This is a genomic window from Pseudomonas syringae pv. tomato str. DC3000, from assembly GCF_000007805.1.
Lineage (GTDB): Bacteria > Pseudomonadota > Gammaproteobacteria > Pseudomonadales > Pseudomonadaceae > Aquipseudomonas > Aquipseudomonas avellanae.
The window spans coordinates 3,450,371-3,467,379 of sequence record NC_004578.1; the positions used below are offsets into that span (position 1 = coordinate 3,450,371).

At 59.0% G+C, this 17,009-nt stretch carries 18 protein-coding genes; 10 read left to right on the plus strand and 8 right to left on the minus strand.

The genetic code is table 11. The features are described 5' to 3' along the window. Positions 1 to 94: 94 nt before the first annotated feature. Positions 95 to 1,282 (minus strand): MFS transporter, encoded by a 1,188-nt coding sequence (locus PSPTO_RS15870; protein WP_005766116.1) that lies wholly within the window; start codon positions 1,280 to 1,282, stop codon positions 95 to 97. Positions 1,283 to 1,407: 125 nt separating this feature from the next. On the opposite strand from PSPTO_RS15870, the gene PSPTO_RS15875 reads away from it, so the two are divergent. The 3 genes from PSPTO_RS15875 (at position 1,408) to PSPTO_RS15885 (ending at position 4,492) form a co-directional block, all read left to right on the plus strand. Continuing rightward, positions 1,408 to 2,034, plus strand: a complete 627-nt coding sequence (locus PSPTO_RS15875; RefSeq protein ID WP_011104364.1) for a TetR/AcrR family transcriptional regulator — start codon at positions 1,408 to 1,410, stop codon at positions 2,032 to 2,034. Positions 2,035 to 2,102: 68 nt separating this feature from the next. Further along, positions 2,103 to 2,558 (plus strand): GNAT family N-acetyltransferase, encoded by a 456-nt coding sequence (locus PSPTO_RS15880; protein WP_011104365.1) that lies wholly within the window; start codon positions 2,103 to 2,105, stop codon positions 2,556 to 2,558. Positions 2,559 to 2,632: 74 nt separating this feature from the next. Then, positions 2,633 to 4,492 carry an ABC transporter ATP-binding protein gene (locus tag PSPTO_RS15885; RefSeq protein ID WP_011104366.1) on the plus strand — a complete coding sequence of 620 codons (1,860 nt, stop codon included), beginning with the start codon at positions 2,633 to 2,635 and terminating at the stop codon, positions 4,490 to 4,492. 14 nt (positions 4,493 to 4,506) lie between these two features. Here PSPTO_RS15885 and PSPTO_RS15890 read toward each other — a convergent pair whose 3' ends face one another. Further along, complete coding sequence (locus PSPTO_RS15890; protein ID WP_011104367.1) at positions 4,507 to 5,406, minus strand: AraC family transcriptional regulator; 900 nt, start codon at positions 5,404 to 5,406, stop codon at positions 4,507 to 4,509. 159 nt (positions 5,407 to 5,565) lie between these two features. On the opposite strand from PSPTO_RS15890, the gene PSPTO_RS15895 reads away from it, so the two are divergent. Continuing rightward, positions 5,566 to 6,324, plus strand: a complete 759-nt coding sequence (locus PSPTO_RS15895) for an SDR family NAD(P)-dependent oxidoreductase (RefSeq protein ID WP_011104368.1) — start codon at positions 5,566 to 5,568, stop codon at positions 6,322 to 6,324. Positions 6,325 to 6,347: 23 nt separating this feature from the next. On the opposite strand, the gene PSPTO_RS15900 is transcribed toward PSPTO_RS15895, so the two are convergent. Continuing rightward, positions 6,348 to 7,328: an AraC family transcriptional regulator gene (locus tag PSPTO_RS15900; RefSeq protein ID WP_005766129.1), complete on the minus strand. Its 981-nt coding sequence runs from the start codon at positions 7,326 to 7,328 to the stop codon at positions 6,348 to 6,350. A gap of 190 nt (positions 7,329 to 7,518) precedes the next feature. Here PSPTO_RS15900 and PSPTO_RS15905 point away from each other — a divergent pair, with 190 nt between their 5' ends. The 5 genes from PSPTO_RS15905 to PSPTO_RS15925 all read left to right on the plus strand — a co-directional run bounded on the left by PSPTO_RS15905 (position 7,519) and on the right by PSPTO_RS15925 (position 11,737). Beyond that, entirely contained in the window at positions 7,519 to 8,703 is a 1,185-nt protein-coding gene (locus PSPTO_RS15905) for an aldo/keto reductase (RefSeq protein ID WP_046463768.1), read from the plus strand. 133 nt (positions 8,704 to 8,836) lie between these two features. Then, entirely contained in the window at positions 8,837 to 9,418 is a 582-nt protein-coding gene (locus PSPTO_RS15910; protein WP_011104371.1) for a TetR/AcrR family transcriptional regulator, read from the plus strand. A gap of 58 nt (positions 9,419 to 9,476) precedes the next feature. Continuing rightward, the gene (locus PSPTO_RS15915; protein ID WP_011104372.1) at positions 9,477 to 10,580 is read left to right on the plus strand and encodes an alkene reductase; all 1,104 of its coding nucleotides are present in this window, start codon (positions 9,477 to 9,479) and stop codon (positions 10,578 to 10,580) included. A gap of 54 nt (positions 10,581 to 10,634) precedes the next feature. Beyond that, complete coding sequence (locus PSPTO_RS15920) at positions 10,635 to 11,021, plus strand: nuclear transport factor 2 family protein (protein ID WP_011104373.1); 387 nt, start codon at positions 10,635 to 10,637, stop codon at positions 11,019 to 11,021. 59 nt (positions 11,022 to 11,080) lie between these two features. After that, positions 11,081 to 11,737, plus strand: a complete 657-nt coding sequence (locus PSPTO_RS15925) for an NAD(P)H-binding protein (RefSeq protein WP_005766140.1) — start codon at positions 11,081 to 11,083, stop codon at positions 11,735 to 11,737. Positions 11,738 to 11,753: 16 nt separating this feature from the next. On the opposite strand, the gene PSPTO_RS15930 is transcribed toward PSPTO_RS15925, so the two are convergent. Beyond that, a complete protein-coding gene (locus PSPTO_RS15930) occupies positions 11,754 to 12,851 on the minus strand; it encodes an NADH:flavin oxidoreductase (RefSeq protein WP_011104374.1) in 1,098 nt (365 codons plus the stop codon). 138 nt (positions 12,852 to 12,989) lie between these two features. Here PSPTO_RS15930 and PSPTO_RS15935 point away from each other — a divergent pair, with 138 nt between their 5' ends. Next, positions 12,990 to 13,913, plus strand: coding sequence for a LysR family transcriptional regulator (locus PSPTO_RS15935; RefSeq protein ID WP_011104375.1), 924 nt, complete (start codon positions 12,990 to 12,992; stop codon positions 13,911 to 13,913). A 41-nt stretch (positions 13,914 to 13,954) separates the two neighbouring features. On the opposite strand, the gene PSPTO_RS15940 is transcribed toward PSPTO_RS15935, so the two are convergent. From PSPTO_RS15940 to PSPTO_RS15955, 4 genes are read right to left on the minus strand one after another with little or no spacing between them, the layout of a single operon-like run. Next, entirely contained in the window at positions 13,955 to 14,827 is an 873-nt protein-coding gene (locus tag PSPTO_RS15940; protein WP_005766145.1) for a transporter substrate-binding domain-containing protein, read from the minus strand. Further along, positions 14,824 to 15,585: an amino acid ABC transporter ATP-binding protein gene (locus tag PSPTO_RS15945; RefSeq protein WP_011104376.1), complete on the minus strand. Its 762-nt coding sequence runs from the start codon at positions 15,583 to 15,585 to the stop codon at positions 14,824 to 14,826. Before PSPTO_RS15945 ends, PSPTO_RS15940 begins: the two co-directional genes overlap by 4 nt. Then, entirely contained in the window at positions 15,582 to 16,241 is a 660-nt protein-coding gene (locus PSPTO_RS15950; protein ID WP_011104377.1) for an amino acid ABC transporter permease, read from the minus strand. Before PSPTO_RS15950 ends, PSPTO_RS15945 begins: the two co-directional genes overlap by 4 nt. Then, positions 16,222 to 16,887, minus strand: coding sequence for an amino acid ABC transporter permease (locus PSPTO_RS15955; protein WP_005766150.1), 666 nt, complete (start codon positions 16,885 to 16,887; stop codon positions 16,222 to 16,224). Before PSPTO_RS15955 ends, PSPTO_RS15950 begins: the two co-directional genes overlap by 20 nt. Positions 16,888 to 17,009 lie beyond the last annotated feature (122 nt).

Here is a 17,009-nt window from a genome sequence, read left to right on the forward strand (position 1 = left end):
ACTGATCGGCCGGCGACGCGATCACGCCATCGCGGTCGCCTCGCCGACGGCCGTGTGTTGCGCAAAGCGCAGGCCAAGAAGCGTTTCCATCGGTTTACTTTGTAAGCCGATTACCTCCCGCAAAGCCATGAACCCGAGCACGCAACGCAATCACCAGGCTCAGCACTGACAACACAAGCAAGACCCAGGGGAATACACCCACGCCCCAATGCCCAAGCAAAACACCCCCCAACAAACCACCACCGGCAATTGCGCTGTTCCAGACAACCACGTTCATCGAAAGCGCCACGTCAGCGCCTTCGCCTGCCGAATCGGCCAGCGCGGTTTGCAGAAGCGTGGCAGCGCCGCCAAACGTCAGCCCCCAGATAAACACCCCCAAGTAGACAGCCGGTGCAGAGCCTGAGAACACGCCCAGAAAAACCGAAACCGCTGCGAAGGTTGCGAGGCTTGCCAACACGGTCTTGCGCAGATGGCGATCAACCAGCCGTCCCGTTACCCAGATACCCGCCAGCGCGGCGATACCAAATGTCAGCAACACCCAATCAACGTCACTCGCCAGTCCGGCCCCGGAAACAAAGGGCGCGACGTAGGTATAAAGAATGTTGTGAGCCAGCATCCAGGTGAAGACCACGCCCAGTACCGAGCGTACGCCAGGAGTGAAGAACACCTGACGCAATGCCATGCGCTGTGACGAGGACTGGCCAGGGTAGTCCGGCACCTTGACCAGCACCCAGACGATCAACAGCAAGGTCATCGCCGACATCAATCCGAATGCCATGCGCCAGCCCATAAACCCGCCCAGCCAGGTGCCCAGAGGCACGCCCAGCGACAACGCGATGGGCGTTCCCACCATGGCTATCGCCAGGGCGCGGCCCTGCAATTGCGGCACCACCATGCGCCGTGCATAACCCGCGATAAGGCTCCAGGCGAGGCCCGCAGAAACGCCGGCGAAAAACCTCGCGACCAGCGTCAGCCAGTAATCGGACGACAGCGCCGTGACGGAATTGAACACCAGAAAGCCGATGATCGTCAGCAGCAACACCGTCCTGCGGCGCCAGCTTTGCGTGGCGATGGTCAGCGGGATGGCGGCCAGCAGTGACCCTAGCGCGTAAACGGTCACCATCTGCCCGGCAAACGACGCCGATACCCCAAGGCCCGTGCCGATCTCGGGCAGCAAACCCGCAGGCAGCGTCTCGGTCACGATGCAAATAAACCCGGTCATCGCCAGTGCCAGCAATGCCCCGAGCGGGAGTTTTTCGCCCTGCTCTTTACCCATAGCCATTCGATTTCACTCACTAATATACTGATCGGTATAAATATAGGGAGGCGCAACCCGGTAGTCAATGACTTATGTATCGATTAGTATTTAAGTGCTTACCCGTATTCAAGCTCCTGGAGGAGATCGACATGGCACAAATGGGACGTCCGCGCACGTTTGACCGTGACGTGGCAATTACTCAGGCAATGCACCTGTTCTGGGAGCATGGATACGATGCGACATCCCTTAGCCAGCTCAAGGCCAACATTGGCGGGGGCATCACCGCGCCCAGCTTTTACGCCGCTTTCGGTTCAAAACAGGCGCTGTTCACTGAGGTCATGGAGCGCTACCTCACTACCCACGGCCGAGTCACCGACAGCCTGTTTGATACGACCCTGCCGCCTAGAGAGGCGATTGAACTTACCCTTCGCCGGTCCGCGAAAATGCAATGTGAGCCCGATCACCCCAAGGGATGTCTGGTATCGTTAGGCCTGATGAGCGCTTGCTCGGAGGAAAGCAAGGCCATCTCCGCGCCTCTGGCACAGGCGAGGAATCTGAACCGTGCAGGTCTGATAGCGTGCATCGACCGCGCCATTGCCTCAGGCGAATTGCCTGCTACGGTGATACCGGAGACGTTCGCCGCCGTGTTCGACAGCTTTATGCTCGGTTTGTCGACACTGGCACGCGACGGTGTCGCGCATGCCACGCTGGATAGCGCAGTGACTCAGGTGATGGGGCTGTGGGACAGCCTGCGTGTCGTTGCCGACGATCAGTGACACGTCGGTTCAAAACGGCTAAACGCTCCGCCCCGGAGCAATTAAATCCACGCGAGCAAGAGTAGCCAATGGACTGTGTGATTCGAAACGCCGTCAGCACGGATGCAACAGCAATAAGCGCGCTCGTAATGACCACGCTGCGCGAATCCAATGCTCAGGATTATTCGCCGGACATCATCAGGCAAGTGCAGCAGAGCTTCTCACCTTCAGCAGTCCTGCACTTTTTGACGTGCCGTCAGGTGTATGTCGCAAGCATTGACGATCATATCGTTGCTACTGCAAGTCTCGATCAAGACACCGTCCGCAGCGTCTTCGTCGACCCAGCCCATCAGGGAAGAGGCATGGGGCGTCAACTGATGGCGACGCTCGAAACGGTAGCCGCGCGCAATGGAGTGGAGCTGTTGCGTGTGCCGTCATCGATCACGGCAGAAGGGTTTTACCTTTCTCTGGGCTTTCAGAAAGTCACGGACGAGTTTTACGGTGCCGAGCGCACAATCATCATGGAAAAAGCCCTGCGCGGTTAGTCAACTGCGCCTTAAAAACCCTCAAAGCACGCTTTAAATGCCAGAATCTTCACTGGTTCGTTTTGGAGATCACCATGCTTCGCGCATTTGAAAAATGGCTCGACCCCTTCCCGCCCGACGAAGTGCCGCCGCCGCCTGACGGTCTGACGCGGTTTCTGTGGGCCTGCACTCGGGGCGCACGCGGCTATGTGCTTGCGCTCGCGCTGCTCAGTGCTGGCGTGTCGATTTACGAAGCCTGGCTGTTTTCGTTCCTCGGGCAGGTCGTGGACCTGCTCTCGACCTGGCAGGCCGGCGGCGATGCGGCCTTGCAGGAAAGCCGCGTGCTGTGGAGCATCGGCGTCATATTGCTGACCAGCATTGCGCTGGTGGCATTGCGCACCATGGTTCAGCATCAGGTGTTGGCAATCAACCTGCCGCTGCGGCTGCGCTGGGATTTCCACCGCCTGATGCTGCGGCAAAGCCTTTCGTTCTTCTCCGATGAGTTCTCTGGCCGGGTCACGACCAAGGTGATGCAGACGGCGCTGTCTGTGCGCGATGTGCTGTTCACTATCATCGAGATCGCACCGGGGATCGGCGTGTACTTCATCGCGATCATCGCACTGGCCGGCGGCTTTGACCTGAAACTGATGCTGCCTTTCATTGCCTGGATCGTGTTGTTCGGGCTGGCCATGCTGCACTTCGTGCCGCGCCTGGGCAAGGTCGGGCAAGAACAGGCCAATGCGCGGTCATCAATGACCGGGCGTATCTCGGATGCCTACACCAATATCACCACGGTGAAACTGTTCTCCCACTCCAAACGCGAAGCGCATTTCGCACGCGCGGCGATGGAGGATTTCAAGCAGACCGGCTTGCGCCAGATGCGCCTGGTCAGCCAGTTCGAGATCGTCAATCAGGCACTCGTGGTCGCGTTGATCATGGCTGCGGGCGGTTATGCCCTGTGGCTGTGGCATCAGGGTCAGGTCGGCACCGGCGCGGTGGCGGCGATTACCGCCATGGCATTACGCATTAATGGCATGTCGCACTGGATCATGTGGCAGATGACCTCGCTGTTCGAGAACATCGGCACCGTACAAGACGGTATGGCAACCCTGACCCGCGGCCCCAAGGTGCAGGATGCACCTGACGCGGCAGTTCTGAAGACCACCGGCGGCGCGGTGAGCTTCGACAATGTGGGCTTCAACTACAACGGCGAACGTCAGGTACTCGATGGCCTGAACCTGAGCATTCGTGCAGGCGAGAAAATCGGGCTGGTGGGTCGCTCCGGCGCCGGTAAATCCACGCTCATTAACCTGCTGTTGCGCTTCTACGACGTGGACAAGGGCGAGATTCGCATCGATGGGCAGAACATCGCGCACGTCACCCAGGACAGTCTGCGCAGCGCCATCGGCATGGTCACTCAGGACACGTCCCTGCTGCACCGGTCCATTCGCGACAACATCGCCTATGGCCGCCCGGATGCAACCGACGAACAGGTTCGCAGTGCCGCAGCGAATGCCCAGGCCGACGGGTTCATCAGCCAGTTGAGCGACAAGCAGGGTCACAGCGGCTACGACACCCTGGTGGGCGAGCGCGGTATCAAGCTTTCGGGCGGCCAGCGTCAACGTGTCGCGATTGCCAGAGTGATGCTGAAAAACGCTCCGATCCTGCTGCTTGACGAGGCTACCAGTGCCCTCGACTCAGAAGTCGAAGTGGCCATTCAGGAAAGCCTCGATGAAATGATGCAGGGCAAGACCGTAATCGCCATCGCCCATCGGCTGTCCACCATTGCGGCCATGGACCGGCTCATTGTCATGGATGACGGGCGCATCATCGAGCAAGGCACTCACACCGAACTGCTCGCGAAAAATGGTGTGTATGCGCGGTTGTGGCATCACCAGAGTGGCGGATTTCTGGGGGAGGATCAGGGCGTGGCCGAGCCCGTGGACCAGGCGTGAGCGTGAGCGACCATTTACGCCCTTGTTGGCGTGCCGATCGCCTGCCTTATCTCGCGCACATCGCGGGCAGGCGATGCACAGAATTGCCGCAGGTATTCGCGGCTGAACTGCGAAGCGCTTTCATAGCCGACCGCAAACGCCACGTCGGATGCGCGATGCTCGCCAGCCAGCAACAGCTGGCGAGCTTCCTGCAATCTGAGTTGTTTCTGATACTGCACGGGGCTAAGGCCCGTCATCGACAGAAAATGGCGATGCAGACTAGCGCGGCTCATGCCGCTTGCGTCACACAACGCCTCAATACGAAGCCGGGCATTGTAGTTATTCCTAATCCATGCAACGGCTCGCCGAATGCTGCCCAGCGCGCCATCGGGTTGCGCAATCTGCCGCAACAGCCGCCCTTGAGGCCCTTGAAGAAGACGATAGAGCAACTCCCGTTCGACCATGGGCGCCAGAATCGGGATATCGTCAGGCGTGTCGAGCAATGACAACAAGCGCAGCAAGGTGTCTCGCAGCGGCGCGCTCATCGGGTTGATCGTGATGCCAATGCCTTTCTGCTCCCGCTCGCGAACCGCAGGCATGCTCGCCGCCAGTACCGCCAATAAGGCCGGGTCCAGCACGAGCGATACCGCAACATAAGGTTGCCCGTCTTCGGCATCAAGAATCTGCCCGATCAAAGGCAGGTCCAGGGCGCTGATCAGGTAGTGCTCGCTGTCGTAGCTCAGAAGATTGTCGTTGATCGCAACGCGCTTCGACCCTTGCAGGATGAAGCAGATCATTGAGCGATACAGGCACGGCGCCTTTTCGGTAAAGCCCTGGCCGACGCAGATATCCACCCGTGGGATCGGCGTCGCGGCCAAGCCCGGTGGCGAATGGCGCAGGGCGATGTCGAGATGCGGTGCGAGGTCATTGTTCATGCCGTGATTAAGCATGCGCCCGGCCGCTACTCAAGCTGATTGAGACAATCAGGCAATCAATTGAGCGTATTGGGAGTGGGTTGCAAGCCTCTGATTGCCTATCTTGAGCGGGTCAGGAAAGCGCCGAAAGGCGCGCCTAAACCCAACAGAGATAAACCCATGACCCAGCAAATCGCACTCATCACCGGCGCCAGCCGTGGCCTTGGCCGCAACATGGCCCTTCACCTTGCCAAGCGCGGCGTGCACATCATCGGCACTTACCGCAGCGGCGTGGCACAAGCCCACTCGTTGAAGCAGGAAATCGAGGCGCAAGGCGGAAAGATTGCGCTGCTGCCCCTGTACATCACCGAAACCGCCAGCTATCCGGCCTTTTCAAGCGCCGTGACTGACACGCTGAAGACCGAGTTCGCCCGCGAGCGCTTCGACTTTCTCGTCAATAATGCCGGCAATGGCCTGTTCGCGAACTTTGTCGACGCAACCGAAGAGCAGTTTGCCTCACTGGTCGCCACGCACCTTCGCGGCCCGGTTTTCCTCACCCAGAAGCTGTTGCCGCTGATGGAAGACGGTGGCCGTGTCCTTAACGTTTCCTCAGGCTTCGTGCGTTTCACCCTGCCCGGCTACAGCCTTTATGCCGCGGTAAAAGCGGCGCTGGAAGTGCTGACCCGGTACATGGCCGTAGAGCTAGGCTCGCGTCAAATTCGGGTGAATGCCATTGCCCCTGGTGCCATCGCAACCGATTTTGGCGGCGGCGCAGTGCGCGACAACAAAGACGTGAACGCCTATGTAGCACAAGGCATCGCTCTGGGACGTGTCGGCCTGCCAGCTGACATAGGCGCAGCGGTCGCCGCGATTCTGTCCGATGACATGGCCTGGGCCAACGGCACGACGTTTGATGTTTCCGGTGGGCAGTTGCTTTAAAAGCTGTTCTCGTTGCGAAGCGGCTAGTCGCGCCGCCCGCCAGCTTCCCGGGCGTACTTGATGTCTCTGGAGGGTGGCGCTCCGAAGCGCCGGGCGTATTCGCGACTGAACTGCGCGACGCTTTCATAGCCCACTCGCAGCGCGGCGGTGTTCACGTCAACCCTCTCGGTCAGCATCAGGCTGCGCGCGGCTTGCAACCGTAACGACTTTTGATACTGAACAGGGCTGGTGCCGGTCAGCTTGCGAAAGTTGTGATGCAGCGTCGAACTGGCCATTCCCGATAGCTGAGCCAGTTGAGCTACATGCAGCGGCTCGTCGTAGTGAAGTTTCAACCACTCAATGGCCCTCACGATGCCTTTGTCTCTGTAACCATCGCGCGTCACGCTGCGTAACCACTGGCCAGCGCAACTCAGCAACAACCGAACACATATCTCCCGCTTGATAAGGTCCGACATCAAGCCTGCTTCCAGCGGCTGCCCGGTCAACGCGGAGAGTCGAGCGAAGGCGTCGAGCATTTCACTTGATGCCATGCCAGACGCAAAGCCTCGGGCCTCAGGTGTCGCCTCTTGCTTCAGCGGTGCCTGGGTCTGGATAACGTCGTTGAGCATGGAAAGATCGAGCTTCAACACAATGGATAAATAGGGTGTCTGCTCGCTGGCGGCAGTAACGCGAGCAAGCGTCGGAATATCGACCGATGTGACGAAGAAAGACCCTTGCGCAAACTCACAGGCTTGCTCGCCGAAGGTGATCTCCTTGGCGCCCTGCAGAATGATGGCCACACAGGGCTCGTAAATGCAGTAGGTGGGCGTGGCCAGTTTGTCCATTCGGTAGAAGGTGAGGTCTGGAATGGACGTTTTGCAGACGTCGTTCAAGCCAATCTGCGGGGTGACCTTTCCGATAAGCCGCTTGAGTGCCTGGAGGCGTTCATCGGGCTCGGCGGGTGCACGCGAAGTCAGGGAATGCACAGGGTTCAAACCGAACTGCGAGATGGAACTGCTCGTCATCACATGCGCCCCTTTTAACCGAATGTTCGAGTCTGCTGAGAGTGCGTGCTCAGCACAAGTGCATCGGCAGGATTGTGCAAAAGACAAGGCGTATTAGGGTCACTCGCCTGATCTGCATTGTTCTAATTTCCATTTACCCATACTGGCTTTTATGAGCCTTTTGAAACCTCAACCGTGAAAGGAACGCCGGATGGACAGACGAGATTTTCTTACCTATTCAGCGGCGGGTGCTGTTGCCGCCGCTTTGCTGCCCGCATCCAGTATCGCAAGTACGGCGGCCGCAGCCCCGGTGCCCTCCTCGCTGACTGAGCGCGCAAGCGTGATGCGCACGGAAGGACGGCTGGTGCGCGCAAACCTGCCCCTCAATCTGCCCTCGCCGACAATGAGGTACATGACGCCGCAACGCTTTGGTATGGGCGGGACGCAGATCGGCAATATCTTTGCGCCGATCAGCGACGAACAGGCGGATCTGGTTCTCCAGGCTGCCTGGAATGCAGGCGTAAGGCTTTATGACACCTCGCCGTTCTACGGGTTTGGCCTGAGCGAATATCGCTTGGGCCGCTTCCTGCGGGGCAAAGATCCAGCCGACTACGTGATCTCCACCAAAGTCGGTCGCGTATTGACGGCCGCCGGTGGCGCGCGACAGGATCATGCTATCTGGAAATCACCGGCGCCCTTCAATTACCGGTATGACTACACCGCAGCAGGCGCGCGTCGCTCCGTGGAAGACAGCCTGCAGCGGCTGGGGCTGCCACGTATCGATATCGTCTTCATCCATGACCTCTCGCCAGATAACACCGAACTGGAAGGCGGATGGGAAGCGGCGTATCGAATTGCGCGTACCGGCGCGATGGTCGAGCTTGAAAAGATGCGGGACGAGGGCCTCATCAAGGCATGGGGTTTTGGAGTCAATACGCCGAATGCGGTGGTTCAGGCAATGGGCAGCGATGACCCGACGCCCGACATCGTGCTGCTTGCCTGCCAGTATTCCCTCATCGACCACAGTGAAGCGTTACGCAATACCTTTCCGGCGCTGCACAGGAAAGGCACCAGCGTTGTGGTGGGAACCCCTCTCAATGACGGGTTTCTGGGAGGGCGCAACCGATACAACTTCAGCCTGGAGCTACCTGCCGGGGCGGTAGAAAAGCGCAAGCGAATCATGGCGGTTGCTGCCCGGCATGGCATCGACATTCATACTGCCGCCCTGCAATTCGCAGCGGCACACCCGCAAGTGTCAGCGATCATTCCGGGGGCGCGCTCGCCGGGGCAGGTAATGTCCAATGTACAGGCAATGAAGGTGGGTATTCCCGCAGCGTTTTGGGCGGAACTGAAAAGCCAGAGCTTGATGGATGCTCAAGCGCCTGTTCCTTCTTGACCAGTCGCTTCCTGACGGTTCGATCCTGAAAAGAAACCGGCCTTCTGATTCCATGACAAAAACCACGGCGAGATTCTACCCAGCGAAAATCAGCTAGACGACCGGTCGGTTTATGAGTAGGATGCTCGCCATTATGAAGAAACCAGTCCACGACATGCGCCAGCACATCATCGATGTTGCCAGGTCACTGATGACGAACAAAGGCTATACCGCTGTCGGTCTCGCAGAAGTATTGATCACGGCGGGCGTACCCAAAGGCTCGTTTTACTACTATTTCAAATCGAAGGAAGAATTCGGTCAGGCGCTGCTGGAAGAGTATTTTTCCGAGTACCTGGGCCGGGTCGACGCCCTTATGGCACGCCCCGGCACAGGCGCTGAACGGTTGCTGGCCTATTTTATGTACTGGTCAGAAACCCAAGGCACCGACCTGCCCGAAGGCAAATGCCTGGTGGTCAAACTCGGCGCTGAAGTGTGCGATCTGTCCGAGGACATGCGTTGCGTGCTGGAAGTCGGCACTGCAAAAATCATCCAGCGCATCAGCGCCTGTGTCGAAATGGGTGTATCCGACGGCAGCATTCACCCCGAAGGCGATCATCAGGGTTTCGCAGAATCGCTTTATCAACTCTGGCTTGGCGCTTCCCTGCTGGTGAAGGTCAACAAGTCCACCGAGTCTTTCGATAAAGCGTTGAACATGACCAAGCGCCTGCTCAAGTAGCGGGTGCTTTTTTTTAACCATTTTTAGTAGACGACCGGTCTACTTTTGGGTGTTTTCTATGAATGACTTGAGTAAGGCCACCGACCTTTTCTCTCCCGTGCAGATGGGCTCGATCGATCTGGCGAACCGGATTGTGATGGCGCCTGTGACACGCAGCCGCTACGCCGAGGACGGTGTGCCAAAAGACCTGCACGCCACCTACTATGCGCAACGTGCGACGGCAGGAATGATCGTGGCCGAAGCAACCAACATTTCCGCTCAAGGCCGGGGCTACGCCGCAACGCCCGGGATCTGGAACGAGAAGCAAGTGGCGGGCTGGCGGAAAGTGACCGACGCGGTGCATGCCGCCGGTGGCAAGATCGTCAGCCAGCTCTGGCACGTTGGCCGGTTCTCCGGTGTTGATCTGCAACCCGGCGGGGAAGCCCCGGTAGCGCCCTCCGCCCTCCAGGCTGAAGGCAACACCTATACCGTCGACGGTTTTGTGCCTGTGTCCATGCCGCGCGCGCTGGAAACCGATGAAATCTCCGGCATCATCGCGCAGTACAGGCACGCAGCCGAGAACGCCAAGCGAGCCGGTTTTGATGGCGTTGAAGTGCACTCGGCCAACAGCTATCTGCTCGACCAGTTTCTGCGCGACTCCACCAATCAACGCACCGATCACTACGGCGGTTCGATAGAAAACCGCGCCCGCCTGACACTGGAAGTGACCCAGGCCATCGTGGACATCTGGGGCAATGACCGGGTCGGCATTCGCTTGTCACCGGTGACGCCCGATGCGGGCAACACCGCGCCGGACAGCAACGTAATGGGCCTGCACGGTTATCTGATCCAGCAGTTGAACACGCTCAATCTTGCGTATCTGCACTTCGTCGAGGGCGCAACCGCCACGTCCCGCGAAGTGCCGGAAGGGGTCGATATGGACGCCCTGAGCGCTCAGTTCCACGGCCCGTTCATTGGCAACAACAACTACGACCTTGAGATGGCGGTCGAGCGCCGGGCGCAAGGCAAGATCGACGCGGTCGCATTCGGCCGCCTGTTCATCTCCAACCCCGACCTGGTTGCCCGCCTGTTTCATGGGGCCGAACTGACCATTGCCCCACGTGAGTCGTACTACGGCGGGGGTGCCAAAGGCTACACCGACTGGCCGCTCGGTCAGTATTGAAGGCGACTCGAGCCCTGCCCCATTTCTGCTGTTCCCTCCCCAGGAGTACTACCCATGAGCAAGAACATCAAAGCCGTACCCACCAGCGATTACAACGCCGTCATCGCAACCGCCAGCAAATACGTAGAGGGCTTGCGTAGCGGTAGCGTCGCCACTATCGAAGAAGCGTTCCACAAGGATGCGGTGATGTATGGCTTCACCAACGGTCAACTATTGGGCGGCCCGATCAGCAACCTGTACACGTTTGTCGAAACCAACGGCACTGCGCCCGATATCACAACGCGCCTGGACATACTTGCCATCACTCCAACCACCGCAGTGGTACGCATTGACATGGAAAAGGATGCGATCGGTGCTGACTACAATGACTACCTGACGCTGATAAGAATCGATGGCACCTGGAAAGTGATTGCCAAGGTTTACCACCAGTTTGAAGGTTGATTCGACAGGAGTGCCGGCACCAGACAAGTGCTGGCACTTCACCAACAGAGGAATATCTGATGTCCAGAGTTTTTGTCATCGGGGCTGCAGGCAAGGTTGGCCAGCGCCTTATAAAAAAACTTGGCGACGGCGGTCATGAAGTGATCGCCTTGCACCGCAAGGAGGAGCAATCGGTGCTGATCAAGGCAGCCGGCGCCCTGCCCTTGCTCGCAAACCTCGTCGAGATGGATGCAGCTGCGCTGTCCAGCGCAATGGCGGGCAGTGACGTGGTGGTTTTCACCGCCGGGGCTGGCGGTGCAGGCATTGAGCTGACCAACGCCATTGACGGTGAAGGGCTGAAAACTTCGGTTGCAGCCGCTGAACTCGCCGGCGTGCGGCGTTTCCTGCTGGTGTCGGCATTTCCCGAAGCCGCCCGCGGTACAGACACGTCAGCGGGCTTCGAGAATTACATGCGGGTCAAGAAACACGCCGATGTATGCCTGGCATCGTCCGAACTGGACTGGGTCATTCTCAGGCCAGGCACCTTGGTCGATAGCGCAGGTTCGGGCCAGGTCCGCGCAGGTCTGGCCATTCCGTATGGCGACATCCCGCGCGATGACGTAGCGGCTTTTCTGGCAGCACTGGTCGACCAGCCTGAAATATCCCGACAGATCATCGAACTTACCGAAGGCACCACGCCTGTCGAGCTGGCTATAAAAGCCCTCGGCACGCGCTGATACGGATCAGAAATGGCTAGCCAAGCTCACTGTCTTTGATATTGGCAATCGGCCCGAGAATGGCCGGATCAAACTCCCGGATTGCCCCGCCCTCGAGCAGCAACCGTGGAAGGTCCGGGTTGGCCAGCGCGCCCTTGCCCACGGCGATGATGTCTGCGCCATCGCGAAAGACCTGCGCGGCTTTTTCCGGGTCGTGCAACCCGCCATTGGCGATCAGCGCAACATCGGGCGCGTAGCGACGAGCCAGTCTGACCAGGCTGGCCTCACCCTGCGCGAAGGCTGGCTGCCAGGCCTGGTGCTCCGTGATGTGAATGTAATCGACACCGGCATCGGCCAGTGCGCCAAAAATGACCTCTGCGTCGCGTTCGCCTCCCGCCCATTTGTGCTGAAAATCGTTGACCTTGCCTTGCGAAATACGCACGCCAACAGGAGCCTGCCCGGCGGCCTTTTTCACCTCGGCGATGACATCGAGCGTAAGGCGCAGACGCTGGTAGACGTTACCGCCCCATTGGTCTGTTCGCTGATTGGTGTAATCGGTCAGAAACTGATCCAGCAAATAGCCGTTTGCGCCATGAATCTCGACCCCGTCAAACCCTGCTGCACCAACAGCCCGTCGCGTGGCGCGGGCGAACCCGTCGAGGGTATCGGCGATGTCCTTGTCGCTCATCGCCCGCGGCACCCGATAGCGGCCCTCGCCATAATAGAACGCCATCTGTTCACCTTTTGGGCGAATGGCAGAGGGGCCAGCGGCTTCGTTGACGAAGCGATTGGCCTGACTGAGCGCCCCCGCGTGCATGATCTGCGCAATTACCGCACTGCCATGACGATGAACCGCATCGGTCGTGGCGCGCCATGCCAGGGCTTGCTCGTCATCGGTGAGGCCAGGCTGGAACGGGTATCCTTGGGAAAAACTGCGATCGGTGTAGTTGCCCTCGGTGATAATCAGACCGAAACCGCCTTTGGCGAATCGCTCGTAGTACCGAGCCATGGCCTGTGTTGCGCAGCCCTGCTCGGTCGCGCTGACTCGGGTCATGGGCGCGAGTGCGAACCTGTTCTTCAGTTTCAGACTTCCCATATTGAACAGCGCTGGAACGTCTTTGTTTATCTCGCTCATACTTCAAAACCTCACCGTGCAGGTAGCCTGCGATTGGCCCGCAGTCATTGACAGAACCTGCACGACGGTAAGTCTTGAGGCAGCTCAGCGGAACCCAGCCATTCAGATAAGGCGCTTTAACGGAAATGGATAGAATCTGTGCAAATTTCTGACATTGAGGTGTTCGCGGCCATCGCCTCCAGCAGGAGCCTGTCCGAAGCAGCACGGCGACTCGGGTTATCTCCGATGGCGGTTTCCAGACGCCTGGCTGCGCTGGAAAACGACTTGGGCGTGAGGCTGGTTCACCGAACAACCCGCTCGGTATCACTGACCCCGGAAGGCGAAGTTTTTCTGCCTCACGCCAAGACGATGCTGCAAGCAAGCGAGGCCGCCCGTGCCACGCTGAAAGCAGACGCAGGCACTGCCAGCGGCATTTTGCGAGTGACAGCACCCAGCGTGTTTGGCCAGACAGTCATCATGCCGCTGCTGCCCGAATTGATGCTGGAAAATCCGGCATTGAGCATCGACCTGACGCTTTCGGACAGCATCGTCGACATTGCCGGGCTGGGGATCGATGTCGCCATCCGGATTGCCACGATACGCGACTCGGCCTTGGTGGCCCGGTCGTTGGCACCCAACCCTCGGGTCGTGTGTGCAAGCCCCGACTACCTTGTGCGGCGCGGCACGCCGACGGTACTGGACGATCTCAGGCACCACCCGTGTATTGCCTTGCATGGCATGCCTTACTGGTCTTTTACCCGGGGCGGCGAGCCCGTGACCATTCGGGCGCAGGGGTCTTTTTCTGCCAACAGTGTCGAAGCCGTCCGTACGGCCAGCAAACAAGGCCTGGGGCTGGCCATGCTGACCTATTGGGATATTCAGCAGGAAATCAGGGAAGGCAGTCTTCGGCAGATAGACTTTGAAGATGCCCTCCCCGAACAACTGTCGATCACGGCGGTGCTGCCAACACGCCAACGTGTTCCTCACCGGGTGCGCCTGTTCGTTGACCGCCTGGAAGCAGAGCTTCAGAAACACAACGCAGGCTCAACGGGTACAGCCTCGTCAACGAACGAACCGGCATAACGCCGGTTCGCACTCTCTGCGCTGCACTCAAACGCCGACCCTCAAGGCTTCCAGTTGCCACCCTCGACGATGACCGCATTAGGGTCAGTGCCTTCGGCCAGCTCAGGGCGCACATACTGGTCGTAGAGTTTGAGCAGGTATTTCTCTTCGCCCAGTCTGGTCAGCTCGGTGTTGACCCAGTCACGCAGTTCAATGTTGCCTTTCTTGACGGCTGGAGCGATGGGCGCTTCGTCACCCAGCTTTTGCTCCAGCACGCGGTAGCCGGGGTTTTTCTTCGCCCAGCTGAACAGCACCAGGTTGTCCTGCGCATAAGCGTCGCCACGGCCATTGGCCAGCGCTTGCAGGGACTCGGAGTTTTTCTCGAACTTCAGCACTTTCCAGTCCGGGTGGTTTTTCGTCAGCCATATATCCGCGGTGGTGCCGGTGGTAACGATGGTGGTCTTGCTTGCCAGATCGTCCAGCGTCTTCACCGGGCTGGCTTCAGGCACCAGCGCCTGCACCGCAACGCGCAGGTTGGGGTGGGTGAAGTCCACGGCCTCGGCGCGTTCCGGGGTGACGGTCATGTTAGCCAGAATCAGATCGACCTTGTCGCTCTGCAAAAACGGGATGCGGCTGGCAGGCTCGACCACCACGAACTCGACTTTCTTCTCGTCACCCAGCAGGTCCTTGGCAAAACGCTTGCCCAGGTCGGTGTCGAAACCGACGTACTGACCTTGTTCGTTGACGAAGCCAAAAGGCGGTTTGTCGCTGAACACGCCGACAATCAGTTTGTCACGGGCCTTGATGGTTTCGAGGTAGCTGGTGGATGGTGAAGGTGCAGCCTTGGCGACCGGCTTCTGTTCGGCGGGCTTGTCGCAGCCGGCCAGCAGAGTAAAGGCAATCAACGGTAAAACGAGGGCAGTCTTGAAGCTCACGATGCTTTCCTTTTTGGCATGTTTTCCACGTAGGAGAACCTCTCCAGGAACTGCTGCGCGCGTGCGGTCTGCGGGGCGCTGAAGAAAGTTTCAGGGTCGTTCTGTTCCGCGATGATTCCACGGTCCATGAACAGGATTCGGTCGGCCACCGCTCGCGCGAAGGCCATTTCATGGGTGACGATGAGCATGGTCATGCCGCCCTGTGCCAGATCGAGGATCACTTCCAGCACTTCCTTGACCATCTCTGGATCAAGAGCTGCAGTGACTTCATCGAACAGCATGACTTTGGGGTTCATGCACAGCGCACGTACGATGGCGATACGCTGCTGCTGGCCGCCGGACAGCTCGCGTGGATAGGCGTCGCGTTTGTCGGCCAGGCCCACCCGTTCCAGCAGCGCTTCAGCCTGCTGACGGGCCTCGACCGCCGCACGCTTTTGCACGCGCAACGGGCCGAGCAGGATGTTATCGAGCACAGTCATGTGTGGAAACAGGTGATAGCTCTGAAACACCATGCCGATCTGCTGCCTCACCAGCCGCCAGTCGGCGTTGGCCGGCAGCGCCTTGCCGGCAAAATGCAGAGTGCCCGCGTGGCCCAGCTCCAGACCATTGAGGCAACGCAGCAAGGTGCTCTTGCCGCAACCGCTGGGGCCGAGAATCACCACGACCTCGCCCTCCTGCACCTTCAGGTCGATGTCTCGCAATACCGGCGTAGCACCGAAGTTTTTACTGAAACCGGACAGTTCGATCAATGTGCTCATGCGTGATTCCAGCGCCCTTCAAGCACGCGCGAGGCGGCTGACAGCGGATAGCAGACGATAAAAAAGAACAAAAACAGAAAGCCGTAGATCAGCACCGACTCATAAGTGCGCTCGATAATCTGCTGGCCGACCTTGGTGATGTCGATGACGCCGATCAACACTGCCAGCGAACTGGTCTTGATCAGGCGCGTGTAGACATTGATCACCGGCGGCGTCAGGCGCTTGAGCGCTTGCGGCAAAAGCACTCGACCATACAGCTGGCCCAGACCGAGGCCGATCGCCAAGCCCGCTTCACGTTGCCCGCGCGGGATGGAACGCAGCCCGCCGCGCACCACTTCGCCGACCTCGCTGGCCCCCCACAGCGACAACACCAGAACCGCGCACCAGAACGCCGGAATGCTCAGGCCAAAGAAGATCGGCAAGCCAAAGAAGAACAGGTACAACCAGACCAGCACGGGGATCGCCCGGAACAGCTCCAGATAAATGCGCAGCGGTATCTCGAGCCAACGCTTGCCGAGGCTGCGCAACACGCCGTAACACAGGCCACCCACACTGCTGAAGACGATCGCAAGCAGCGAAATTCCCAGCGTTCGGCCTGCCCCGGTGATCAATTGCGGCGCCGACACCCACAACAATTCAAGACCCGAACTGGCCATGCTGGAGCCTCCTTTCCAAAAGGCCAAGCAGCAGCGACAACGGCAGGAACAACAGCACACACAGGCCGGTCATCACCGCAAGCATCTCGTAGGTCTTGTAATACAGCGCGATATAGCTTTTGGTGGTGTACAGAATTTCCGGTACCGCAACCGCCGACACCACGGTGGTTTCCTTGAGCAGGAAGACAAAGTTGGCGAACAGTGCCGGCAGGCTGAGGATGCCCGCCTGCGGCAGAATGACGTGCCGCAGCAACTGCCAGCGAGACAACCCGATGGACAGGCCGGACTCGATCTGCGCCTTGGGCACCGCTTCAATCCCCGCCCGCAGGATCTCGGTCAGGTAAGCACCGCCGAGGAACGTCATGGCGATCACCGCCGAGGCAAAGCCCGACACGCGAATGCCCATCGTCGGCAAAGCGAAGTAGATGAAAAACAGCTGGATCAGCAACGGCGTGTTACGGGCAAGTTCGACGTACACCGGCACCAAACGGTGCAACACCGGCACCCGAAACATGGCAATCGCTGCATTGATGATCGCCACGCTCAGCGAGGTCAGAATCGCAATCAGCCCTACTTGAAGGGTGACACCAACGGCTTTGAGAAACGCAGGCAACGTGGAAAGGGCGAACGCGTAATCGAAGGTCATCGCGGGCCTTCTACGTGGAGGTAAGCGAACGGGAGAGACATCAGGCGGGGCCTTGAACTGGCTGATTGATATATAGCTTAACCGTCTGTTTTGTATAAATTTAATACCTGTTTCGCATAAGC